24 protein-coding genes are annotated in these 22,686 nt (G+C 68.8%); 4 read left to right on the top strand and 20 right to left on the bottom strand.

Annotated elements, in window-relative coordinates:
- Nucleotides 1-18: 18 nt before the first annotated feature.
- From atpA to PIQ37_RS14820, 6 genes are all read right to left on the bottom strand, one after another.
- On the bottom strand, nt 19-1,566 hold the full coding sequence (atpA, locus tag PIQ37_RS14845; RefSeq protein ID WP_026143773.1) for a F0F1 ATP synthase subunit alpha: 1,548 nt from the start codon (nt 1,564-1,566) through the stop codon (nt 19-21).
- A 147-nt stretch (nt 1,567-1,713) separates the two neighbouring features.
- The gene (locus PIQ37_RS14840; RefSeq protein ID WP_017910292.1) at nt 1,714-2,241 is read right to left on the bottom strand and encodes a F0F1 ATP synthase subunit delta; all 528 of its coding nucleotides are present in this window, start codon (nt 2,239-2,241) and stop codon (nt 1,714-1,716) included.
- A gap of 1 nt (nt 2,242) precedes the next feature.
- Nucleotides 2,243-2,713 carry a F0F1 ATP synthase subunit B gene (locus PIQ37_RS14835; protein ID WP_017910291.1) on the bottom strand — a complete coding sequence of 157 codons (471 nt, stop codon included), beginning with the start codon at nt 2,711-2,713 and terminating at the stop codon, nt 2,243-2,245.
- Nucleotides 2,714-2,827: 114 nt separating this feature from the next.
- Entirely contained in the window at nt 2,828-3,127 is a 300-nt protein-coding gene (gene atpE / locus PIQ37_RS14830; protein WP_010340497.1) for a F0F1 ATP synthase subunit C, read from the bottom strand.
- A gap of 77 nt (nt 3,128-3,204) precedes the next feature.
- Nucleotides 3,205-3,999, bottom strand: coding sequence for a F0F1 ATP synthase subunit A (gene atpB / locus PIQ37_RS14825; protein WP_010340498.1), 795 nt, complete (start codon nt 3,997-3,999; stop codon nt 3,205-3,207).
- A gap of 26 nt (nt 4,000-4,025) precedes the next feature.
- Nucleotides 4,026-4,391, bottom strand: a complete 366-nt coding sequence (locus tag PIQ37_RS14820) for an ATP synthase subunit I (protein ID WP_026143249.1) — start codon at nt 4,389-4,391, stop codon at nt 4,026-4,028.
- 447 nt (nt 4,392-4,838) lie between these two features.
- Between PIQ37_RS14820 and PIQ37_RS14815 the strand changes: the two genes are divergently transcribed.
- Nucleotides 4,839-5,651: a porin family protein gene (locus tag PIQ37_RS14815; protein WP_160962364.1), complete on the top strand. Its 813-nt coding sequence runs from the start codon at nt 4,839-4,841 to the stop codon at nt 5,649-5,651.
- A gap of 144 nt (nt 5,652-5,795) precedes the next feature.
- On the opposite strand, the gene PIQ37_RS14810 is transcribed toward PIQ37_RS14815, so the two are convergent.
- From PIQ37_RS14810 to aceF, 3 genes are all read right to left on the bottom strand, one after another.
- On the bottom strand, nt 5,796-6,092 hold the full coding sequence (locus PIQ37_RS14810; protein ID WP_342074044.1) for a hypothetical protein: 297 nt from the start codon (nt 6,090-6,092) through the stop codon (nt 5,796-5,798).
- A gap of 49 nt (nt 6,093-6,141) precedes the next feature.
- Nucleotides 6,142-7,938 (bottom strand): dihydrolipoyl dehydrogenase, encoded by a 1,797-nt coding sequence (gene lpdA, locus PIQ37_RS14805; RefSeq protein ID WP_342074029.1) that lies wholly within the window; start codon nt 7,936-7,938, stop codon nt 6,142-6,144.
- A gap of 132 nt (nt 7,939-8,070) precedes the next feature.
- Nucleotides 8,071-9,840, bottom strand: a complete 1,770-nt coding sequence (aceF, locus tag PIQ37_RS14800) for a dihydrolipoyllysine-residue acetyltransferase (protein WP_342074028.1) — start codon at nt 9,838-9,840, stop codon at nt 8,071-8,073.
- A 212-nt stretch (nt 9,841-10,052) separates the two neighbouring features.
- Between aceF and PIQ37_RS14795 the strand changes: the two genes are divergently transcribed.
- Nucleotides 10,053-10,796: a hypothetical protein gene (locus PIQ37_RS14795; RefSeq protein WP_342074027.1), complete on the top strand. Its 744-nt coding sequence runs from the start codon at nt 10,053-10,055 to the stop codon at nt 10,794-10,796.
- Nucleotides 10,797-10,950: 154 nt separating this feature from the next.
- On the opposite strand, the gene PIQ37_RS14790 is transcribed toward PIQ37_RS14795, so the two are convergent.
- Complete coding sequence (locus PIQ37_RS14790) at nt 10,951-11,490, bottom strand: DNA-deoxyinosine glycosylase (RefSeq protein WP_342074026.1); 540 nt, start codon at nt 11,488-11,490, stop codon at nt 10,951-10,953.
- 182 nt (nt 11,491-11,672) lie between these two features.
- Here PIQ37_RS14790 and PIQ37_RS14785 point away from each other — a divergent pair, with 182 nt between their 5' ends.
- A complete protein-coding gene (locus tag PIQ37_RS14785) occupies nt 11,673-12,302 on the top strand; it encodes an OmpW/AlkL family protein (RefSeq protein ID WP_017907486.1) in 630 nt (209 codons plus the stop codon).
- 123 nt (nt 12,303-12,425) lie between these two features.
- On the opposite strand, the gene PIQ37_RS14780 is transcribed toward PIQ37_RS14785, so the two are convergent.
- The 5 genes from PIQ37_RS14780 to PIQ37_RS14760 form a co-directional block, all read right to left on the bottom strand.
- Nucleotides 12,426-12,989 (bottom strand): DUF1453 domain-containing protein, encoded by a 564-nt coding sequence (locus PIQ37_RS14780; RefSeq protein ID WP_342074025.1) that lies wholly within the window; start codon nt 12,987-12,989, stop codon nt 12,426-12,428.
- A gap of 13 nt (nt 12,990-13,002) precedes the next feature.
- Entirely contained in the window at nt 13,003-13,806 is an 804-nt protein-coding gene (locus tag PIQ37_RS14775; RefSeq protein WP_342074024.1) for a MetQ/NlpA family ABC transporter substrate-binding protein, read from the bottom strand.
- Between the two features lie 177 nt (nt 13,807-13,983).
- Complete coding sequence (locus tag PIQ37_RS14770; protein WP_148827999.1) at nt 13,984-14,679, bottom strand: methionine ABC transporter permease; 696 nt, start codon at nt 14,677-14,679, stop codon at nt 13,984-13,986.
- Nucleotides 14,676-15,683: a methionine ABC transporter ATP-binding protein gene (locus PIQ37_RS14765; RefSeq protein WP_048492334.1), complete on the bottom strand. Its 1,008-nt coding sequence runs from the start codon at nt 15,681-15,683 to the stop codon at nt 14,676-14,678. The genes PIQ37_RS14770 and PIQ37_RS14765 overlap by 4 nt, the downstream gene beginning before the upstream one ends.
- Before the next feature lie 100 nt (nt 15,684-15,783).
- Nucleotides 15,784-16,680, bottom strand: a complete 897-nt coding sequence (locus PIQ37_RS14760; protein WP_342074023.1) for a DMT family transporter — start codon at nt 16,678-16,680, stop codon at nt 15,784-15,786.
- 401 nt (nt 16,681-17,081) lie between these two features.
- Between PIQ37_RS14760 and PIQ37_RS14755 the strand changes: the two genes are divergently transcribed.
- A complete protein-coding gene (locus PIQ37_RS14755) occupies nt 17,082-17,564 on the top strand; it encodes a YajQ family cyclic di-GMP-binding protein (RefSeq protein ID WP_267112084.1) in 483 nt (160 codons plus the stop codon).
- A 410-nt stretch (nt 17,565-17,974) separates the two neighbouring features.
- On the opposite strand, the gene salA is transcribed toward PIQ37_RS14755, so the two are convergent.
- From salA to catC, 5 genes are all read right to left on the bottom strand, one after another.
- On the bottom strand, nt 17,975-19,261 hold the full coding sequence (gene salA / locus PIQ37_RS14750) for a salicylate 1-monooxygenase (protein WP_342074022.1): 1,287 nt from the start codon (nt 19,259-19,261) through the stop codon (nt 17,975-17,977).
- Nucleotides 19,262-19,283: 22 nt separating this feature from the next.
- On the bottom strand, nt 19,284-20,003 hold the full coding sequence (locus PIQ37_RS14745; protein ID WP_342074021.1) for an alpha/beta fold hydrolase: 720 nt from the start codon (nt 20,001-20,003) through the stop codon (nt 19,284-19,286).
- 19 nt (nt 20,004-20,022) lie between these two features.
- Complete coding sequence (locus tag PIQ37_RS14740) at nt 20,023-21,216, bottom strand: OmpP1/FadL family transporter (RefSeq protein WP_342074020.1); 1,194 nt, start codon at nt 21,214-21,216, stop codon at nt 20,023-20,025.
- 163 nt (nt 21,217-21,379) lie between these two features.
- The gene (gene catA / locus PIQ37_RS14735) at nt 21,380-22,318 is read right to left on the bottom strand and encodes a catechol 1,2-dioxygenase (RefSeq protein WP_342074019.1); all 939 of its coding nucleotides are present in this window, start codon (nt 22,316-22,318) and stop codon (nt 21,380-21,382) included.
- Between the two features lie 76 nt (nt 22,319-22,394).
- Entirely contained in the window at nt 22,395-22,685 is a 291-nt protein-coding gene (catC, locus tag PIQ37_RS14730) for a muconolactone Delta-isomerase (RefSeq protein ID WP_254459278.1), read from the bottom strand.
- Nucleotide 22,686 lies beyond the last annotated feature (1 nt).

Here is a 22,686-nt window from a genome sequence, read left to right as displayed (position 1 = left end):
ATCCCGAATCCCGGCTCTTTACCAGCTACCGGTGGTCTTGAACTCGCCGATGCCCTTCTTGAACGCGGCCTCGATGTCGCCGTTCCAGTCGCCGGTGTCGTTGACCTTGGCGATCAGCTCGCCCTGGGTGTTGGCGAAGTGGGCGTGCAGGCCCTCTTCGAACGCCAGCAGCTTGTTGACCGGCACGTCGTCGAGATAGCCCTCGTTGACCGCGTAGATCGACAGCGCCTGGTTGGCGATGGACATCGGCATGTACTGCTTCTGCTTCATCAGCTCGGTGACGCGCTGACCGCGCTCGAGCTGCTTGCGGGTGGCTTCGTCCAGGTCCGAGGCGAACTGCGCGAACGCCGCCAGCTCGCGGTACTGCGCCAGCGAGATGCGGATGCCGCCGGAGAGCTTCTTGATGATCTTGGTCTGCGCGGCGCCGCCGACGCGCGACACCGAGATACCGGCGTTCACCGCCGGGCGGATGCCGGCGTTGAACAGGTCGGTTTCCAGGAAGATCTGGCCGTCGGTGATCGAGATCACGTTGGTCGGCACGAACGCGGACACGTCGCCGGCCTGGGTCTCGATGATCGGCAGCGCGGTCAGCGAACCGGTCTTGCCCTTGACCTCGCCCTTGGTGAACTGCTCCACGTACTCCTCGGACACGCGCGCGGCGCGCTCCAGCAGGCGGCTGTGCAGGTAGAACACGTCGCCCGGGTAGGCTTCGCGGCCCGGCGGGCGCTTGAGCAGCAGCGAGATCTGGCGGTAGGCCACGGCCTGCTTGGACAGATCGTCGTACACGATCAGCGCGTCTTCGCCGCGGTCCATGAAGTACTCGCCCATGGTGCAGCCGGCGTAGGCGCTGATGTACTGCATCGCCGCCGATTCGGAGGCGGTCGCGGCGACCACGATGGTGTGCGCCAGCGCGCCGTTCTCTTCCAGCTTGCGCACGATGTTGGCGACGGTCGAGGCCTTCTGCCCGATCGCCACGTACACGCACTTGATGCCGGTGTTCTTCTGGTTGATCACCGCGTCGATGGCCAGCGCGGTCTTGCCGGTCTGGCGGTCGCCGATGACCAGCTCGCGCTGGCCGCGGCCGATCGGGATCATCGCGTCGACCGACTTGTAGCCGGTCTGCACCGGCTGGTCGACCGACTTGCGCCAGATCACGCCCGGCGCCACGCGCTCCACCGGCGCGGTCTGGCTGGTGCCCAGCGGGCCCTTGCCGTCGATCGGCTCGCCCAGCGCGTTGACCACGCGGCCCAGCAGTTCCTTGCCCACCGGCACTTCCAGGATGCGGCCGGTGGTCTTGGCCACGTCGCCTTCGCGCAGGTTCTCGTAGTCGCCGAGCACCACGGCGCCGACCGAGTCGCGCTCCAGGTTCAGCGCCAGGGCGTAGGTGTCGTTCGGCAGTTCGATCATTTCGCCCTGCATCACGTCGGCCAGGCCGAAGATGCGCACGATGCCGTCGGACACGCTGGTGACCGTACCTTCGTTGCGCGACTCCGCGGCCAGCTTGACCTGCTCGATGCGGTTCTTGATCAGTTCGCTGATTTCGGAGGGGTTGAGCGTGGTTGCCATCTTGGTTTCCTTCGGATCGTCCATCGCGCAGCGGCGGATGGCGACGTGTGGTTAGCTTCTTTGAGAATCGGGAATGGGGAATCGGGAATCGCGGGTGGCGTCGCCGCCGGGCCGGGTTCTCTCCTCTCTATTCGCCATTCCCGTTTCTTAGTGGGCCAGTGCGGATTGCAGACGCGACAGCTTGCCTTTCAACGAACCGTCGATGACCACGTCGCCGGCGTCGATCACCGCGCCGCCGATCAGCGAAGCGTCCACCGCCGTGGTGATCTCGACCTCGCGGCCGAAGCGCTGCTTCAGCGCCACCTTCAGCGAGGCCACCTCGGCATCGCTCAGCGCCGTCGCGGAGGTCACGTTGGCCTGCACCACGCGCTCGGCCTCGGCCCGCAGCTGGTCGTACAGCCCGGCGATCTCCGGCAGCAGCGGCAGCCGCTGGCCTTCGGCCAGCAGGCTCAGGAAGCGCTGGTACTGCTCGTCGGCCGCTTCCGGCGCCAGCAGCGACACCGCCTGTTCCCGCTGCAGCAGCGGGTTGTGCAGCAGCGCGGCCACGCGCGGGTCGGCCGCGACCTGGGCGGAGAACGCCAGCGCCTGCGACCAGGGCGCGAGCTTGCCGGCGTCGCTGGCCGCGGCGAACGCGGCGCGAGCGTAGGGACGCGCCAGTGTGAGGGCCTGGCTCATCTCAGATCTCCGCCGCCAGCTCGTCGAGCAGCGCCTTGTGGGCGTTGGCGTCGATTTCGCGCTTGAGCAGCTTCTCGGCGCCGCTCACCGCCAGCAGCGACACCTGGCGACGCAGGTCTTCGCGCGCGCGGTTGGCCGCGGCGTCGATCTCGGCCTGGGCCAGTTCCTTCTGCCGGTTGGCTTCGACGATCGCCTCGTGCTTGGCCGCCTCGACGATCTGGTTGGCGCGCGCATGGGCCTGATCGATGATCTCGTTGGCCTTGATGCGGGCGTCCTTCAACGCTTCGTTGACCTTTTCCTGCGCCTGCGCCAGATCCTTCTGACTGCGATCGGCGGCGGCCAGGCCTTCGGCGATCTTCTGTTGGCGCTCTTCGATGGCCTGCATCAGCGGCGGCCAGATCTTGGTCGCGACGATCCAGATCAGACCGGCGAACGCCAGCGCCTGGGCAAAGAGGGTGAGACCGATATTCATGGGGTACGCTCAGCCAATGGTGACGGGGTGGACGCGCCGCCAGCACGGCGACGCGTCCGAACCTTCATCCGTAGCGGCGGCCGCCGGTGGCGACCGCACGCCGGTACGACGGGATCAACCGCCCTGCGGCAGACGCGCGACGAACTCGCCGATCATCGGGTTGGCGAACGCGAACAGCAGGCCGACCGCGACGCTGATGATGAACGCGGCGTCGATCAGGCCGGCGGTGATGAACATGCGGACCTGCAGCACCGGGATCAGTTCCGGCTGGCGCGCGGCCGATTCCAGGAACTTGCCGGCCATGATGGCCAGACCGAGGCCGGCGCCCAGCGCGGCCAGGCCGATCATGATGCCGACGGCGAGGACGGTGGAGCTCTGGACTTGGGCGAGGTTGGTCAGGACGGCGAAGTACATGGTTTTCTCCAGGAACAAAGTTGCTTGAGGATGGTGAATCGAACGAAGGGTTGCTTAGAACGCGTGAAACAGAAACGTCAGTGGCTGTCTTCCGCCAGGCTCAGGTACACGATGGACAGCATCATGAAAATGAACGCCTGCAGCGGAATCACCAGCAGGTGGAACAGCATCCAGCCGAAGCCGAACGCGCCGCCGGCCAGCGCACCGAGGATGCCGGCACCGCCCAGCACCCAGATCAGCAGGAACACGATCTCGCCGCCGAACATGTTGCCGAACAGTCGCATCGCCAGCGACACCGGCTTGCTCAGCCATTCGACGATATTGAGGATCAGGTTGAACGGCAGCATCCACTTGCCGAACGGCGCGGTGAGGAATTCCTTGGTCATCCCGCCCACGCCCTTGGAGCGCAGCGAGAAGAACAGCATCAGGAAGAACACGCTGATCGACATGCCCAGGGTGGCATTGACGTCGGCGGTGGGCACCGGCTTCCAGTAGTGCACGCCGGCCCAGCCCAGCGGGATCGCGAGGAAGTCCGCCGGGATCATCTTGATGAGGTTCATCAACAGGATCCAGAAGAACAGGGTGATCGCGATCGGGGTCACCAGCTTGCTGGTGCCGTGGTAGGTGTCCTTGGCCTGGCGGTCGACGAACTCCAGCATGATTTCCACGAACGCCTGCCACTTGCCGGGCACGCCCGCGGTGGCCTTGCGCGTGGCCAGCCAGAAGCCGAACACCATCAGCAGGCCCATCAGCAGCGACATCACCAGGGTGTCGACATGCAATTGCCAGAACCCGCCTTCCTGCACCTGGAAGGTGAGGTTGTGCAGATGGTGCTGGATGTAGGAGGTAGGGGTTTCTGCCTCGCCCGCCATGAGTCCTGAGCCTTTTCTTGATTCGATCAACGCCTGGCCAGAGCCAGAACCTGGAACATCAGCCCGACGGCGATACCCGCCAACAGGGCCAGAGGAGGCAACCGCCACCAGGCAAAGCCCAGCGCCAGCACCGCGAACACCAACACCCACTTCAGCACCATGGCCACGATCAACCGCGCCAGCGCCGAACCTGCCGCCTGCACGCCGCCATTGAGCGCGGTGCGGGCTGCCAGCCATCCCCCTGCCACGGTCGCCAGCCCGGTTGCGGCGGCGCCCATCGCGTATTTCGGTCCCAGCAGCAGGAACAGCAGGGACACCACGGCCACCGCCACCAGCGGGTAAATCGCTGCGCGCAGCATCAGCCGCCGACCCGCATCAACGGAGTTCAGCACAGAAAATCCTGCAATTGGTGGTGGATTGAGGACGTCTTCGCGTCCGTCGAGCCGCGGAATTATAGCAATGGGACAATTTGCGAGACAACCGCCAGGGGTCCTGACCGCGTCCGAATGCCCATCCGCCCGTAGACGATAACACGGCCACCGCCCGCCACCCGCGCCGAATGCGGCATTGCAGCACGCCTTTGCGGAGGAACTTTCTGTCCACTGCGCTGTCTGATCGGACAGGGACTGCGCCCATCCTCGTCGGCCCACAGCGCAGACCCACCGAGCCCCGGTCCTCCCGGGGCTCTTTTCGTTGCGCGTTCTGGGACGGGCGTGGCGGCCCGCGCCACCATACTTTCACGAATGGTGGACGCAAATTTAAGGATAGTGACGGCACGCGGTGGCCCTGCCATCGACGCCCCATCCAAAAAAATCCCAAGACGACGGAGCTTGTCCCCCATGAAACACTTGCTTGCCCTGGCACTGCCGTGCGCGCTCGCCGCCGCTTACGCACTGCCCGCCCACGCCGAAGACGGCGACGACCGCTTCACCCTGCGCGTCGGCGCGATGAACGTGGACAACGACAACACCCTGCGCGGCAACGCCGTGATCAACGGCAACGCCATTTCCGGCTCGCAGGACTTCAATTTCGGCGGCAAGGAATGGGAGCCGCGCGTGGACGGCGTGTTCCGCCTCAGCACCCGCCAGCGCCTGATCTTCGACTACTTCAAGTTCGACAAGGACCGTCGCGAAGAGCTGGGCCAGGACGTCAGCCTGGGCGGCGTGACCGTGCCGTCGGGCAGCTTCGTCAAGGGCGAGCTGAAGTACCAGGTGGCCAGCCTGGTGTACGACTACTCGGTGATCGACAACCCGCAGTTCAGCATGGGCCTGCAGATCGGTGCCGAGTGGGCCAAGGTGCAGTCCAATGCCTACGCCGACCTGGGCCCGGTCTACACCGGCACCTTCCTGGACGAGAGCGAGGATGGCGCTGCGCCGGTGGTCGGCGTGCGCTTCACCGCACATCCGAGCGAGCACTGGCTGTTCAACATCCAGGGCCAGTACCTCAACACCAAGTGGGGCGACTTCGGCGACTACGACGGCGACCTGAGCCGCGCCAACGCCATCGTCGAGTACCGCTTCACCCGCAACTTCGGCATCTTCGCCGGCTACGACTGGTTCAAGCTGGACGTGGACCGCAAGCGCGACAACGCCAGCGTCGGCCTGAAGCAGGAGTTCAAGGGCCCGGTCGCGGGCGTGACCTTCGCGTTCTGATTGTTTCGGGACCCGGGACCCGGGACCCGGGACCCGCGAGGAGCGTCATGCAGAACCCCGCAGCGATGCGGGGTTCTGTCGTTTAACGGGTCTGTGGCAGATAGCCGGGGTGGCGGCAGCCGCTTGGCGGCAGCCGATACACGCTCAGGGCGGCTTGGTCGCCCCCGCCACCAGCAGATGCTGGTGCGTCGTGCAGTAGCACTCGTCGTGCCAGCCGTAGTGCGGATCGGTGCAGATCGCATGCTGCACCATCGCCGGCAGCGCCGCCACGTCGCTGCGCAGGTCGCGCTTCAGCGACACGAAGACCGAGCCCGGATGCGGCCAGTCGGTCCGGCGCGGCGGCTCGGCGATGCGGTTGCCGCTGGCCAGTTCGCGCTGCAACAGCGCCTGCAGTTCGGGACACAGATTGTCCTGCCCCACGGCGACCTCCCATACGTCGATTCACCACCGCGGCGACCGCACCGCACATGGCGGCACGGTCGCGCGGGCATCACTTCTTCTTGGGGATGTACAGGTCGGTGATGGTGCCGTCGTAGACCTCGGCGCTCATGCCGACCGACTCGCTCAGGGTCGGATGCGCGTGGATGGTGTGGCCGATGTCCTCGGCCTCCGCGCCCATCTCGATCGCCAGGCCGATCTCGGCCAGCAGGTCGCCGGCATGCACGCCGACGATCGCGCCGCCGATGATGCGGTGCGTCTCCTCGTCGAAGATCAGCTTGGTGAAGCCCTCGGTGCGGCCGATGCCGATGGCGCGGCCGCTGGCCGCCCACGGGAACTTCGCCACGCCGACCTTCAGCCCCTTGGCCTTGGCCTCGGTCTCGGTGACGCCGACCCAGGCGATTTCCGGGTTGGTGTAGGCCACCGACGGGATCACCCGCGCCACCCACTCCTTCTTCTCGCCGGCGGCCACTTCCGCGGCCAGCTTGCCCTCGTGGGTGGCCTTGTGCGCCAGCATCGGGTTACCGACGATGTCGCCGATGGCGAAGATGTGCGGCACGTTGGTGCGCATCTGCCGGTCGACCGGAATGAAACCGCGCTCGGTGACGTTGATGCCGGCCTTGTCGGCGCCGATCTTCTTGCCGTTGGGGGAGCGACCCACCGCGACCAGCACGCGGTCGTAGGTGGTGGCGGCCAGCGCCGGCGTCTCGCCCGCGGTGGCGGCCTCGAAGGTCACGGTGATGCCCTTCTTGTCGGCCTTGACCTCGGCCGCCTTGGTCTTGAGATGGACCTCCACGCCCTGCTTCTTCAAGCGGTCGGCCAGCGGCTTGACCAGGTCCTTGTCCGCGCCCGGCATCAGCTGGTCCATGAACTCGACCACGGTGACCTTGCTGCCCAGCGCGCTGTACACGGTGGCCATTTCCAGGCCGATGATGCCGCCGCCGACCACCAGCAGGGTCTTGGGGATCTCCTGCAGTTCCAGCGCGTCGGTGGAGTCCATCACCCGCTTGTCGTCCCACGGGAAATTCGGCAGCTTCACCGCCTGCGAGCCTGCGGCGACGATGCAGTGCTCGAAGCGCAGCAACTGGGTCTTGCCGTCGGCGCCGACGATCTCCAGCTCGTTGGCCGAGACGAAGCTGGCCACGCCGGTGACGGTGCGCACCTTGCGCTGCTTGGCCATGCTGGCAAGGCCGCCGGTGAGCTTGCCGACCACCTTTTCCTTGTACTCGCGCAGCTTGTCCAGGGTGATCTTCGGCTTGCCGAAGTCCACGCCGAAATCGCCGGCATGGGCGACCTCGTCGATCACCGCGGCCGCATGCAGCAGCGCCTTGGACGGAATGCAGCCGACGTTGAGGCAGACGCCGCCGAGGCTGGCGTAGCGCTCGATCAGCACCGTGTCCAGGCCCAGGTCGGCGGCACGGAACGCGGCGGTGTAGCCGCCGGGACCGGCGCCGAGCACCACCATCTTGCATTCGATGTCGGCGGGCTTGCCGCTGGACAGCGCCGGCTTGGGCGCCGGCGGCTCGGCCGGCGCGCGGTGCGACGGCGCCACCGGCGGCTTGCTGGCCGGCACCTCGGCCGGGGCCGCGGCGGGCGCCGCAGCGGCGCCGTCGGCGGTCTCCAGCAGCGCGATCACCGCGCCCTCGGACAGGGTGTCGCCGAGCTTGACCTTCAGCTCCTTGATCACGCCGGCGGCCGCGGACGGCACTTCCAGCGTGGCCTTGTCCGACTCCAGCGTCACCAGGCCCTGGTCCTTCTTCACCGTGTCGCCGACGGCGACCAGCACCTCGATGACCGGAACGTCGCTGTAGTCGCCGATATCCGGGACCTTGACCTCAATGACCGCCATGCAGCTTCTCCTGTGGCCCATCGCCGCGGCGGTGGGCGTTTGCAGTTCGTCGGCGCGACCGCGCAGACAGGCGGCGCGCGCAGGTGGGGGAAAACCGGCACCGCGACGGACGCGGCGCCGTGACGACAGGGCTTACAGCAGCACGCGGCGCATGTCCGCCAGCACCTGGCTCAGGTAGGTGGTGAAGCGCGCGGCGGCGGCGCCGTCGATGACGCGGTGGTCGTAGCTCAGCGACAGCGGCAGCAGCAGCTTGGGCGCGAACTCCTTGCCGTTCCAGACCGGCTGGATCGACGACTTGGACACGCCCAGGATCGCCACTTCCGGCGCATTGACGATCGGGGTGAAGGCGGTGCCGCCGATGCCGCCGAGCGAGCTGATCGAGAAGCAGCCGCCACTCATGTCGGCCGGGCCCAGCTTGCCGTCGCGCGCCTTCTTGGCCAGCTCGCCGCTCTCGCGCGCCAGCTCGACCACGCCCTTCTTGTCCACGTCGCGGATCACCGGCACCACCAGCCCGTTCGGCGTGTCGGCGGCGAAGCCGATGTGGAAGTACTTCTTCAGGGTCAGGTTCTCGCCGCTGGCATCGAGCGAGGCGTTGAACTCGGGGAACTGCTTCAGCGCCGCGGCGCTGGCCTTGAGCAGGAAGGCGAGCATGGTCAGCTTGATGCCGCTGCCCTTACCAGGCCCGCCCTCGTTCTCCTTGTTCAGCGCCACGCGCAGGGCTTCCAGGTCGGTGATGTCGGCCTGCTCGAACTGGGTGACGTGCGGGATCATCGCCCAGTTGCGCGCCAGGTTGGCACCGGAAATCTTCTTGATGCGCGACAGCGGCTTGACCTCGACCTCGCCGAACTTGGCGAAGTCCACCTTCGGCCACGGCAGCAGGTTCAGGCCATTGCCGCCCGCGGCGGGCGCGGCACCGGCGGCCGCCGGCGCGGCGCCGGACAGCGCCGCCTTGACGTAGCGCTGCACATCGTCCTTGCTGATGCGGCCACCCTGCTCCGAGCCGGTGACCTGGAACAGGTCCACGCCGAGTTCGCGGGCGAACACGCGCACCGCCGGGCTGGCATAGGGCACCTTCTGCGGCAGCACGCTGTCGGCGTCGAACGCCACCGGCGGGCTGCTCTGGGTGGCGGACGGCGCGGCGGCCTTGGCCGGCGCCGTGGCCTGGACCTGGGCGATCTCGCGCTGGGCCAGCTTGTCCGGCGCGGACGAGGTCGGCACCGGCTCCACGCCGCCGCCGGTCTCGGCGCTGGGCTGGATCGCGGACGCGGACGGCGCGTCGGCATCGCTGCCGGCCACTTCGATCAGCGCCACCACCTTGCCCTCGGACAGGCTGTCGCCGACCTTGACCTTGAGTTCCTTGACCACGCCGGCCACCGACGAGGGCACTTCCATCGTCGCCTTGTCCGACTCCAGGGTGACCAGGCCCTGGTCCTTCTTGACCGTGTCGCCGACCGCGACCAGCACCTCGATCACCGGCACGTCGCTGTAGTCGCCGATGTCCGGCACCCGCGCCTCGACCACGCCGGTCGCCGCAGCCGCGGCGGGCGCCGGCTTGACCGCGTTCTGCGCGGGCGCGGCGGCCGGAGCGGCGGCCTGCTGGGCCGGCGCAGGCGTGGCCTTGGCGGCCGCAGGCGCGGCGGGTGCGGCACTGGCGCCGCCCTCGGCCACTTCGATCAGCGCCACCACCTTGCCCTCGGACAGGTTGTCGCCGACCTTGACCTTGATCTCCTTGACCACGCCGGCGAACGGCGACGGCACTTCCATCGTCGCCTTGTCCGATTCCAGGGTGACCAGGCTCTGGTCCTTCTTCACCGTGTCGCCGACGGCCACCAGCACTTCGATTACCGGGACGTCGCTGTAGTCACCGATATCGGGGACAAGTGCTTCCTTGATTTCGGCCATGCGGGGAACTCCGGCAACTAATGAGGGGGGAAACCCCTATTGTGGCGGCCCGCAGCCGCAGCGCCAACCTTTGGCGGGCAAAAAAGCCCGATCGCCTGCGTGGGCCGCCGCTGCCGGCGGACAGTACGCCGGCGCATGTTGCGCGGCCGCCACCGGTGCGCCGCCTTCACGGGGCCACGGCTAGGCTCGCCGCAGATTTCCGGAGGGCGGGCATGCGGATCCTGGTGCTGTTGATGGCGTTGGCGATGCCGCTGGTCGCCTGGTTCGGGCAACGTGGCGCGTTCGGCCCGACCAACGGCGCCATCTCCGACCGCTACCCGACCCTGATCGTCGCCGCCGGCTACGCCTTCGCGATCTGGGGTGTGATCTTCCTGCTCGACCTGGCCTTCGGCCTGTGGCAATCCAGCGCGCGGCGCCGTCGCGTCAGCGCGCTGGCGCAGGTGCGGGCGCCGGCGGCGCTGGGCTTCGCGCTGACGGCGGCGTGGATGCCGGTGTTCTCGCAGCAGCACTTCCTGTTGGCGCTGGCGGTGATCTGGACCGCGCTAGCGGCGATGCTGCTGGCCGCGCTGCGGCTGTCGCGCGACCCTGCCCCCGAATCGGGCCAGACCCTGTGGGCCTGGCTGCCGCTGTCGCTGCACGCCGGCTGGCTGTCGCTGGCGGCGTTTCTGAACACCGCCCAGGTGATCGTGGCCTACCGCTGGCTCTCGACCGAGCGGATGCTGCCGTGGAGCCTGGTGCTGTTCGCGCTGGCGGCAATACTGCTGCTGGGCATGAACCGGGCCATGCGCGGCAACCTCGCCTACGCGGCGGCGGCGCTGTGGGCGCTGGCCGCGGTCTACGTGAAACAGGCCGCCAGCACGCTGGCCGGTGCGCAGACCGCGGCGTGGGTGGCCTTGCTGCTGGCCGCGGTGCTGGCGCTGCAGACCCTGTGGCTGCGCCTGCGCGCGCGGCGCTGATCGATCGGCGCAACGTCGACCTGTTGTCGCCTTATTGCCACGCAGCGCGCTCTCGTAGGAGTGGCTTCAGCCGCGATAGCGTTGTCGGGACAGCCGCGTCGCGGCTGAAGCCGCTCCTACGCGCATGTGCCGCCTGCGGGATTAAAGGCGCACTTCAATCGCCGGCCGATGGCGCACGCAGCCACTGCTGCAGCGGCGACCACGCCTGCAGCAGCCGCGGCCAGGCGAACGCGGCATTGGCCGGGCTGCTGGACGGCAGCGCCAGCAGCACCAGCGGCGGATCGCGCAGCGGCAATTGCGGCTGCACGAAGCGTGTGAACGCCTGCGCCGCCGCCGCGCCATTGCAGGCGATGACGCGCAGCTGCGGCAACTGCGCGATGCGCTCGGGCAAGGCATTGGGAATTTCGCTGCCGCGCACGATCGCCGCGTCCAGGCTGCCGCGGCGTCGGCACTGGCCGATCACATCCCACAGGCCCACGCCGGCCGCGTGCAGCGCCTGCATGCGCGCTTCGGCATCCAGTGCCGCATCGACGCCGCAGAGCGCGGCCATCAGCGGCCAGAACCGATTGCGTGGATGCGCGTAATAACGCGCCTGCTGCAACGACGCCGCACCGGGCATGGAGCCGAGCACAAGCACGCGGCAATCGTCACGAATCTGCGCGGGCAGGCCCTGCAACAGCGGCTGCGTCGTCACGTCGCGCGCACCTGGATGAACAGCCAAAAGTCTTAAAACCTCGTTATTTCAAGCATCGGGCGCAAGTGCCTGAACATCGCCTGCATTCGTCCGGCGAGGGTCGGCGACGATTCATCTTCTCATCGATACGGTGTGCGCGCCCACTCCCGTGGCCCCACAAGAAAAAGATGAGGAGATACCCCATGCGGTCCATTCAGATCCTGAGCCTGGCTGTCGTGTCCGCCCTTGCGTTTGCGCCCGCCGCATTCGCACAGGATGCCGATACCGCTTCCGGCAAGCACTTCTCCGTCGTCGGCAGCGCGACCCTGCTCGACCCGCATTCCAAGCCGGCGGCCGGCCTCGACGTCGATGGCGGCCCGGCGCCGACCATCAGCGCCAGCTGGCTGATCGACGACAACTGGGCGGTCGAACTGTGGGGCGCTGCCGACAAGTTCAACCACCGCGTCAAGGCCGACGGCATCGGCAAGGTCGGTACCGTCGAGCAGCAGCCGATCGCGCTGAGCGGCCAGTACCACTTCGGCCAGGCGGACAACGTGTTCCGTCCGTTCGTCGGCGTCGGTTACTACGAGTCCAACTTCAGCAACGAGAAGCTGGCTGGCCTGAACCCGGACCAGCACATCAGCCTGGACACCGCCAAGGGCGCCATCGGCACCGTCGGCGTGGACATGAACATCAACTCCACCTGGTTCGCCCGTGCCGATGCGCGCTACATGCACTCGCGTCCGGAGCTGAAGGTGGCCGGCGAAGGCACCGGCGAAGACCTGAAGCTGGATCCGTGGCTGTTCAGCTTCGGCGTGGGCGCGCGCTTCTAAGCGTTCCGTCTCCAGCGTTTGCGCAAACGGGCCCGCAAGGGCCCGTTTGTTTTTGTGCGTGCGCTGGATCGCGCGCGCGACCAGCGGAGACCGCATTGCGCGTGCACGCGGGCGCGCTCGCCTTCAGCGCGGCGAGCGGTCGAATCCGCGGTAGCGGTCGAATCGGCGCAGGCGCCGCCGCAGCAGCCAGGCGTAGGCGCAGGCATAGCCGAGCAGCATGGCCGCGGCGGCCAGCAGACTGGCATGGCTCATCCAGCCCTCGGTCGGCCACGCCGCACCATCGACCAGACTGCGCCAGCCCTGCCACAGCCCGGCACCGATGCGTACCGCCACCAGCGCGGTCAGGCCCAGCACCAACCACAGGTTCGGTGTGTAGTGCAGGCCGTGCGGCAGCGGTTCGAAGCGGGTGGCGACGATGCCGAGCGCGCCCAGCAGCACGCCGATGCCCCAGCCGGCCAGCGCATGCGTGGCCGCACCGGGCCACCAGTGCGCGGCGATCAGAGCGAAGACTAGCACCACCACGCTGGACAGCAGCGCCGACCACAGTTGCACCGCGACCAGCCAACCGCGCGCCTGACGCCGCGCCGTGCCCACGCGGAACCGCTGCAGCAGCGACAGCGGCAACAGCACCGCGGTCACCGCCAGTGCGATCACGATCGCCAGCGGAATGGCCAGCAGCAGCGGCATGCGCGTGGCCCGATCAGAACGCCGGCAGTACCGCGCCCTGGTACTTGCGCTGGATGAAGGCCTTCACTTCCGGGCTGGTCAGCGCCTTGGCCAGCTTCTGCACACGCGGGTCGTCCTTGTTGTCGCGACGCGCGACCAGGAAGTTCACGTACGGCGAATCCTTGCTTTCGATGGCCAGCGCGTCGCGGGTCGGGTTGAGGCCGGCGTCGAGCGCGTAGTTGGTGTTGATCAGCGCCAGGTCGACCTGGTCCAGCACCCGCGGCAGCATCGCCGAATCCAGCTCGCGGAACTTCAGCTGCTTGGGATTGGCGACGATGTCGCGCTGGGTGGACAGCGCATTGCTCGGGTCCTTGAGCTTGATGACCCCGGCCTTGTCCAGCAGGATCAGCGCACGGCTGTTGTTGCTGGGATCGTTGGGGATCACCACGTCGGCGCCCTGCGGCAGCGCGTCCAGCGACTTGTAGCGGCGCGAGTAGGCGCCGAACGGCTCGATGTGCACGCCGACCACGGTCACCAGGTCGCTCTTGCGGTCGCGGTTGTAGGCCTGCAGGTAGGGCTCGGTCTGGAAGTAGTTCACGTCGATCTGCTTCTGCACCACCTGGTCGTTGGGCTGCACGTAGTCGTTGAACACGCGCACGTCCAGGGTCAGGCCCTGCTGCTCCAGCATCGGCTTGACCACCTCCAGGATCTCGGCGTGCGGCACCGCAGTGGCGGCGACGCTGAGATGGTCGCTGGCGGCGCCGGCATCGGGCTTGCCGCAGCCGCCGAGGGCGAGCACGGCGCTGGCGAGCAGGAGGCGGAACGGGAATCGGGTCATGGCAGGTATCCGGGGAAACGGGGGGAGTGGAGGAGCGCGACCCGCGGCCGCGATGCGTGCACGCTAGCAGACGGCCGTGCAGGCGGGGCGATCCATGCGCGCAGGAGCGGCTGCAGCCGCGACCGCTCCACCGGTAGGGCGCGCGCTGAAGCCGTTCCTACCGCGGCACGCAGGACATCAGCGCCGGCTGTAGTGCGCGACCAGGCGGTCGCCGAGCATCTGCAGCGCCTGCACCAGCAACAGCAGGATCACCACGGTCACCAGGGCCACGTCGGCATGCGAACGCTGGTAGCCGTCGCGGTAGGCCAGGTCGCCGAGGCCGCCGGAGCCGATCGCGCCGCCCATGGCGGTGAAGCCGATCAGGGCGATCGTGGTCACCGTGGCGCCGGCGATCAGGCCCGGCCGCGCTTCCGGCAGCAGCACCCGCGTCACCAGTTGCCAGGTGGTCGCGCCCATCGCCAGGCTGGCCTCGACCACGCCGCGGTCCACTTCGCGCAGTGCGGTCTCCACCAGCCGCGCGTAGAACGGCGCCGCGCCCACCACCAGCGGCAGGATCGCGCCGCGCACGCCCAGCGAGGTGCCCATCGCCCACAGCGTCAGCGGAATCATTGCGATCATCAGGATGATGAAGGGCACCGAGCGCAGCACGTTGATCACCAGCGCCAGGCTGCCGTACAGCAGCGGCTTCTGGTGGGTCTGGCGCGGGCCGGTCAGGAACAGCAGCACGCCCAGTGGCAGGCCGATCAGCAGGGTCAGCGGCAGCGAACCGCCGAGCATCAGCAGGGTGTCGACGGTCGCCCGTCCGATCTCGCTCCATTTGCCGGCATCGAGATTGCGGAAGAAGCCTGCGGCGGCGGTGGCGATCGGACTCATCGGCGCAGCTCCTGCACATGCACGCCAGCGGCGACGAAGGCGGCCTGCGCCGCATCCATGTCGCCACCGACCAGGGCCACGGTCAGTTGGCCGTAAGGGGTGTCCTTGATCCGGTCGATGCGCCCGGACAGGATGTTGTAGTCCACCGCGGTAGCGCGGGCGATGCGCCCGAGCAGCGGCGCGTAGGTGTCGGTGCCGAGGAAGGTCAGCCGCAGGATGCGCCCGTCCACGGCGGTGAAATCGCGGTACAGCTCGGCCTCGTCGACGTGCTCGGCCTCGGACACGAAGCGCTTGGTGGTTGGATGCTGCGGATGCAGGAACACCTCGGTGACCGGCCCGCTCTCGACCAGATGCCCGGCATCGAGCACCGCCACGCGGTCGCAGACGCGGCGGATCACTTCCATCTCGTGGGTGATCAGCACAATGGTCAGGCCCAGCTCGCGGTTGATCTGCGCCAGCAGCGCCAGCACCGAGGCGGTGGTCTGCGGGTCCAGCGCGCTGGTGGCCTCGTCGCACAGCAGGATCCGCGGGCGCGTGGCCAGGGCGCGGGCGATGCCGACGCGCTGCTTCTGCCCGCCCGACAGCTGCGCCGGGTACTTGCCCGCATGCGCGGCCAGCCCCACCCGCTCCAGCAGCTCGGCCACCCGAGCGTCGATCTCCGCGCGCGGCGTGCCGGCCAGTTCCAGCGGGAATGCGACGTTGCCGGCGACCGTGCGCGAGGACAGCAGGTTGAAGTGCTGGAAGATCATGCCCACGCGCTGGCGCAGCGTGCGCAGCCCGGCGCGATCCAGCGCGGTGACGTCTTCGCCGTCAATGATCAGGCGCCCGCCGCTGGGCTCTTCGAGCCGGTTGATCAGCCGGATCAGGGTCGACTTGCCGGCGCCGGAATGGCCGATGATGCCGAACACCTCGCCGGCCTCGATGCGCAGGTCGAGCGGATGCAGCGCCACGACCGGCTGGCCGGCGACGGAATAGGACTTGTGCAGGCGCTCGAACTGGATCAACGCGCGGGACCGGCAGCGACGGGGGGCGCAAAGCCTAGCAGGCCAGGATGGCGTGCGTTATTCCATTCGATTCTAACGTAGGCGCGCATTGCGGAGTGGGCTAGGGCCGCGCCTGCGGCGGCGGATGCGCCACCGCGCGGATCCGCTCGCGGTGCAGCAGGTACAGGCCGCTGGCGACGATGATCGCCCCGCCCACCCAGGTCCAGGCGTCGGGCAGCTTGCGCCACAGCAGCCAGTCCCAGGGAATCACCCACAACAGGCCGCTATACTCCAGCGGCGCGACCAGCGAGGCGTCGCCACGGCGGAACGCCTGGGTCAACGCCACTTGGCCCAGCGCCCCGGCCAGGCCCATGCCGGCGATCCAGCCGGTGTCGGCCGCACGCAGCGGGGTCCAGTCCGGGAGCGCCAACGCGCCGGCGCCCAGCGCCATGATCAGCAGGAACCACACCACCAGCGACTGCGACGTATCGGTGCGCGCCAGCAGGCTGACCAGCACCGAGGCGACCGCGTAGGCGATGGCCGCCAGCAGCACCATCAGCCCCGGCAGCGAGACGAAGCCGTCCATGCCGGGGCGCAGCACCACCAGCACGCCGACCAGGCCGACGCCGATCGCCGCCCAGCGCCGCGGCCCCACGTATTCGCCGAGCAGCGGCACCGACAGCGCCGCCACCAGCAGCGGCGCGACGAAGTAGATGGTGTAGGCGGTGGACAGCGGCAGGCTGCGCAAGGCCCAGGCGAAGCAGCCGATCATGGCGATGCCGAGCACGCCGCGCAGCAGGTGCAAGCCCCAGCGCACCGGCCAGATCGCGCGCGGCCCGGCGCTGGCCAGCACCCACACCAGCACGAACGGCAGCGACGCTCCGCCGCGCAACGCCGCCACCTGCAGCGCCGGGTAATGCGTGCTGAGCTGCTTCATGGACGCATCCATCAGCGAAAAGAACGCGACCGCGGCGATCATCCACGCAGCGGCGGCGGCATTGGAACGGGAGTTGGGCATCGACGCATTATCGCCGCGATCGGTGGTGTGCGTGGTGCCGGAGGCCATGGCGTCGGGACTGAAGTCCCTCCCACATACCTCCAGCCGGCGCTATCGGCTGACACAGCTTTCCGAGAGAGCGACTTCAAGACACATCCGATCACCTGCTTTTGCCAGGCATCGCGCTGTCCCGCAGGAGCGGCTCTTGTCGCCTTTTGCGGGATCAGCCGCGACCGTCATGCGAGGACACCCTCGTCGCGGCTGAAGCCGCTCCTACGACGGCGCGCGAGGGCGGCGCGCCTGTCGCATCGGCAGAGGGCACCTCTGCGAATCCCCGATCTCCAATCCCCACCCTAACCACACGCATGCCCCATGCACGACCCGCACGTCTTACGATAGGCATCTTTGCCGAGGACTTGCCCATGCCTTCCTTCGATATCGTGTCCGAAGTCGACAAGCACGAACTGACCAATGCCGTCGACCAGGCCAACCGCGAACTGTCGACGCGCTTCGACTTCAAGGGCGTCGACGCCAAGTTCGAACTGGACGACCAGGTCATCACCCAGTCCGCGCCCAGCGATTTCCAGGTCAAGCAGATGACCGACATCCTGCGCGCGCGCCTGCTGGCCCGCGGCATCGACGTGCGCTGCCTGGAGTTCGGCGACGTGGAGACCAATCTCGCCGGTGCGCGGCAGAAGATCACGGTCAAGCAGGGCATCGAGCAGAAGCTGGGCAAGAAGATCGTGGCCACGCTCAAGGAAGCCAAGCTCAAGGTGGAAGCGCAGATCAACGGCGACAAGCTGCGGGTCAGCGGCAAGAAGCGCGACGACCTGCAGGACGCGATCGCGCTGCTGAAGAAGAGCGATTTCGAGCTGCCGCTGCAGTTCGACAATTTCCGCGACTGAGGCCGCCGCGCAGACGCTTCGCGCGCACGTCGCTGCCAGGTGCAAGACGACCACCGTGTGGCGACGGATCTTCTTGCCTCGAGCGCACTATGTCGTCGCCGGTGATGCGTGAGTGCACGTGGCTGCGTATCACCTCGCCTTCGAGGGCTGCGCGCCACAGCGACGTGCGCGCAACGTCGCGACCTGCGCACGCCATCCGGTCAGCGCGGACACGGGCGTCCTGCATGGCAACCGGAACCGGAACGCCTCCCGGCCGTTGCAATGCATGAAAGCGATGCGGTCGCGCCGCCCTCCTCCGGGTACGGAGGGCGACGCGACCGCATACGGCGCATCGCAACGAGCCGGCACACCCCAGCCAAACCACCGTCTCCGCGCCGTGTGCGCCAAACGCGGACCACCGCAATCCCTGTCTAACCGCCCGCGGTGACACCTGCGGCCAGCATGCGCCGCGCCTGCGCAACCTCCGCGTCGAAATCGTGCTCCCAGATCCAGTCGAAGCGCTGCGCCAGCGTCTGCGCCAGCCGCGTATCGTCGGCGCCGGCCTGCGGATCGCGCAGTTCGTACAGCGCGCCGGCCTCGCGCGAGGTGCGTTGCACGCGGCAGGCGCGCGGCAGGCGCAGGCGCTCGTAGACCTGCAGCAGGGCCGGCAGGTCGCCGCGCGTCAGGCCGGGCGTGGCCAGCAGTTGCGCGAGCAGATAGGCGTCCTCCAGCCCTTGTCCGGCGCCGGCGCCCTGGTGCGGCAGCATCGCGTGCGCGGCATCGCCGATCAGCGCCAGCCGCCCGTGCACGTAGCCGGGCAGCTCGGCCAGATCGTGCAGCGCCCAGTGCGTGGGCGTGTCGATGCACTCCAGCAGCGTACGCGCCGCCTCGCCCCAGTGCGCGAACGCCTCCAGCATCTCGCGGCGGCTGGCCTCGCGCACCCAGGCCTGGCTGGCGCGCCATTGCGGCGCCGGGTCGCTGCGGTCGGAGACGAAGGCGACCACGTTGATCAGCCGGCCCTGCTTCACCGGGAAGGTCAGGATGTGCGCGTCCAGGCCCAGCAACATCTGCGGCACGTCGACCAGGTGTGCGTCCACGCCGCGGGCGGCGAAGGCGGCGCGCAGCCGCGCGGCGTCGATCAGGCCGCGATAGGCGCAGGTGCCGGTGAAACGCGGTTCGGCCGGTGCATGGCCGAGGGCACGCAGCACCTCGCCACGCATGGCGGACTTGATGCCGTCGGCGGCGATCAGCACGTCGCCTTCGTACTGGCTGCCATCGGCGAAGCGAACGCGCGCCACGTCGGCGTCCTGCTCAACGGCGACCGCGCGCTTGCCGAACCTGGCCAGCCCGAACGGCAGGCGCGTGGCCAACGCATCGAGGAAGTCGGCGCGATGCACCGACGACTGGCCGACGCCGGGCGCCACGGTCTGCCCCAGCAGCCGCGCGTCCTCGCCACGGCGCCATTCGAACCACACGTCCTGCCAGGGCGCGGGTGTGCGATCGGCGAGTTCGGCATAGGGTTCGCCCATGCCCAGGCCGGCCAGCGCGCGTACCGCGTTGGGGCCGAACGAGACGCCGGCTCCGATTTCGCCGAAGGCCGGTGCCGATTCGAACAGTTGCACGTCGAGATGGCGGTGACGGCACAGGCCCAGGGCCAGGCCGACGCCGGCGATGCCGCCGCCGACGATGCCGATGCGCAGGGGGGATGCAGGATTCATCTTGAGTCTCCGGTGGGGAATGTCAGTCGCGGCCGGCCAGCAGGATTTTCTCGGCCAGCAGCGCAGGCGCGCTGAAACACACTTCGTGGCTGCCCGGCAGGCTGACCAGGCGGTAGGGGCCCAGGCGCGCACTCAGCCGCGGATGCCAGCCGTATTCGCCCGGCGGCAGTGCCACGTCGTCGGTGGCGTAGAGCCAGCTGCGCGGAATCTGCAGTTCGTGGAAGCGCTTGAGCGGCACCGCGTCGAAATGGCTGCGCGCCGGGGTCGGGCTCAGTTGCGCGTAGGCCTGTTGTGCCAGCGCCAGATCGACGTCGCCGATGAAGCCGTCGCGCCAGATCGGGAACGGCAGCATGATGCCGCCGTCGGCATCGACCGCGTTCTTCCACAATCCCTGGTAGTGCGGCGGCAGCAGGTTGAACAGCGCCTCGCCGTCGCGCAGCACGAAGGCATTGTGGAAGATCAGCCGCTTGCAGCGCTCTGGCTCCTCCTCGGCCAGGCGCTGCACGATGCTGCCGCCCCAGCTGTGGCCGAGCACGACCAGGTCGCGCAGGTCGTGGCGGCGCACGTAGTCCACCACCGAGGCCACGCAGTCGGCGTGCGAGACGCGCTTGTCGGCGCCGGCGCCATGCCCGGCGATGGTCGGTGCATGCACCTGCACCCCGTGCGCGCGCAGATGGGTCGCGACGCCGTCCCAGGCGTGGCCGTCGTGCCAGGAACCGTGCAGCAGCAGATAGGTTTGCATGGGATCGTCTCCGTGTGGCTCAGCGGAAGGTCCAGCCGAGGCCGAAATTGAGATAGGTCAGATCGCGGGTCCCGGCCTGCACCCCGCCGCTGGCGACCGAACCGCCCGGAGCGTGGGTGACGCTGCCGGTCAGCGACAGCTGCGGCGACAGCCGCCAGGTCGCGCCCAGCGCGTAGTGGCGGTACTGCGCCAACGGCGCCAGCACCGCGAGCTGCGCCTGGCTGTCGGGAATGAGCTGGCTGGCGCGCGCGTAGCCAAGCCGCAGCGACCAGGCATCGTTGAGCCGGTAGTCGGCGCCGAGCCGGACGATGCGCTGGCTGCGCCAGCCGAAGCCGGGGCCGTCCGCATCGCCGAGCGCCCCGCCCTGGTCGATGCGATTGCCATAGGCGCGCTCGCCGGTCCAGTCGATCCACAGCCAGTCGGCGGCCAGGGTCAGCGCCGCGGTGGGCTGCCAGGCCAGGCCGGCACCGGCTTGCTGCGGCAGATCCAGGCGGCCGTCCGGCAGCAGTCCGCGGTAGCGCTGCAGGCGGCCGAAGCGGATGCGGCTGGACCAGGTGACGCCGGCATTCAACCCCGGCGCCAGTTGGCCGTACCAGCCCAGCGCCACGCCATAGCCGTACGCGGCGTCGGCACCGGCCGACTGGAAGCCGATCCCCTCCAGGCCGGCGATGTGCAGGCGCTGGTAGGCCAGCCGCGGCGAGACGCCCAGGTACTGGTGCTCGCCCACGCGCCAGGCCAGGGTCGGCGCCAGCACCACCTGCTGCAGCTTGGACAGCGTGTCGTGGCTGCCGTAGACCGGGGCGCCATAGTCGAGCGCCACGCCATGGCCGAACACCGACACGCCCAGGCTCAGGTCGTCGTTGAGTTGCCGGTTGTAGCCGGCGGTCGGCACCGGGATCAGCGCATCGTCCTTGTAGCGGGCAGCGCCGACCTGGCTGCGCACCGGCGCTGAAATCAGGGTGAGGTCGGCATCGACGCGGTCGCCGACCGCGCCCATGCCGGCCGGGTTGTTGGCCGACGCCGCCGCGTCCAGCGGCAGGGCGATCGACGTGCCGGCCAGCCCCTGGGTCTGCGCGCCGTAGCCGGGCAAGGCGACGCCATTGTTGGCGGCTGCACCGCCCGAAACCGCCGCCACGGTCCACAGCAGCGTGGTCCAGCGTGGCGTGCCCTGCCGCTGCGCCCTGCGGCGCGTTGGATGTGCGAACTGCTGCATGATCGGGCCCTCCCTCCGAGCCGATGCGTGGATGCGGCCGCCGGCAGGCGACGCGCAGGGGTCCGTACCGCCCCCGGAAGCGGCGGCGGCAGCGGAGTGCCAGGAACTGAAGACGGTGGTGTTGCTGCGCCGCGGCCGCACCGTGGCCGCGGCGCGAACTCGGCTAGGCGGCTGCGCGGCGACGCGCCGGATTGGCCTGGTTGTCGACGCCGTCGACCAGCGGGGTCAGGTGGAAATCGAAGGCGATCTCGGCGAACGGACCGTCCACGCCGTTGGCGGCGATGCTGGCCGGGTCGCTGTGCTCGACGATCGCCGGCACCAGGCCGTCGCGGGTGGCGTAGGCGAAGTCGTCGTCGACCAATGGATCGCCGGCGATGTTGATCTGCGTGGTCAGCTTGCGGTGGCCGTCGGCACCGATGAAGAAGTGGATGTGCGCCGGACGCTGGCCATGCCGGCCGAGCGCGAACAGCAGGCGTTCGGTCGGGCTGCCCGGCGGCACGCCGTAGCCTTTGGGCACGATGCTCTGGAAGCGGTAGCGGCCTTGGGCATCGGCGATGATCGTGCGGCGCATGTTGAACGGCGCCTGCTTGCCGGTGGGGTCGAAGTGCGAATAGAAGCCGCGCGTGTCGCAATGCCAGACCTCGACGCTGGCGCCGGGCAGCGGGCGGCCGTCGGCGCCGTACACGGTACCGTGCATGACCAGGGTGTGGCCGTTTTCGTCGCTGCCGTCGTCGAGCCGGGCGAAGCCGTGCGCCACCGGTGCGCCGGCCACGTACAGCGGTCCTTCTATGGTGCGCGGGGTCGGATTGTCGATGCCCAGCGCCGCGTCGATGGCGTCCAGGCGCAGATCCAGGAAGTGGTCCAGGCCCAGCCCGGGCGAGATCAGCCCGGCCTGCCCGGCCGCGCCCAGGTCGTTGAGCCAGGCGATCGCCGCCCAGTATTCGTCGGGGGTGATCTCCAACTCGTCGATGCTGCGGAACAGATCCGAGAGCACGCGGTGCACGATCTGCTTCACCCGCGGCGCGCCGCCCGGCATGTCCAGCCCGCTGACCTGGCGCAGGAACGCCTGCACATCGGGGGTGGCGAAGATCTTGACGCTCATGGTGATGCCCTTCCTTTCTCGTGGTGGCGATGGCGGCCGAGACACGTCCCCTCCCGAGGGAGCGTCCGCAGCGGAACTAGCGATCGTCCTCGTACAGCGACGAGGGGTGGCGGCACAGCGGCGTGACCGCGATGCGCATGTAGGGGAACAACGGCAGCGACAGCAGCAGCGCGTGCAGTTCGGCGTTGTCGGCCACGTCGAAGATGCTGACGTTGGCGTACTGCCCGACCACCCGCCAGATGTGCCGCCAACGCCCGTCGCGCTGCAGCGCCTGGAAGCGCGCCTTTTCTTCGCGCTTGAGCTGCTCGGCACGCTCGGGCGGCATGTCGGCGGGCAGGTTCACATCCATGGTCACGTGGAACAGCATG

The organism is Xanthomonas protegens (assembly GCF_038442435.1).
GTDB lineage: Bacteria > Pseudomonadota > Gammaproteobacteria > Xanthomonadales > Xanthomonadaceae > Xanthomonas_A > Xanthomonas_A sontii.
This window is presented reverse-complemented; position numbering and strand designations above follow the sequence as displayed.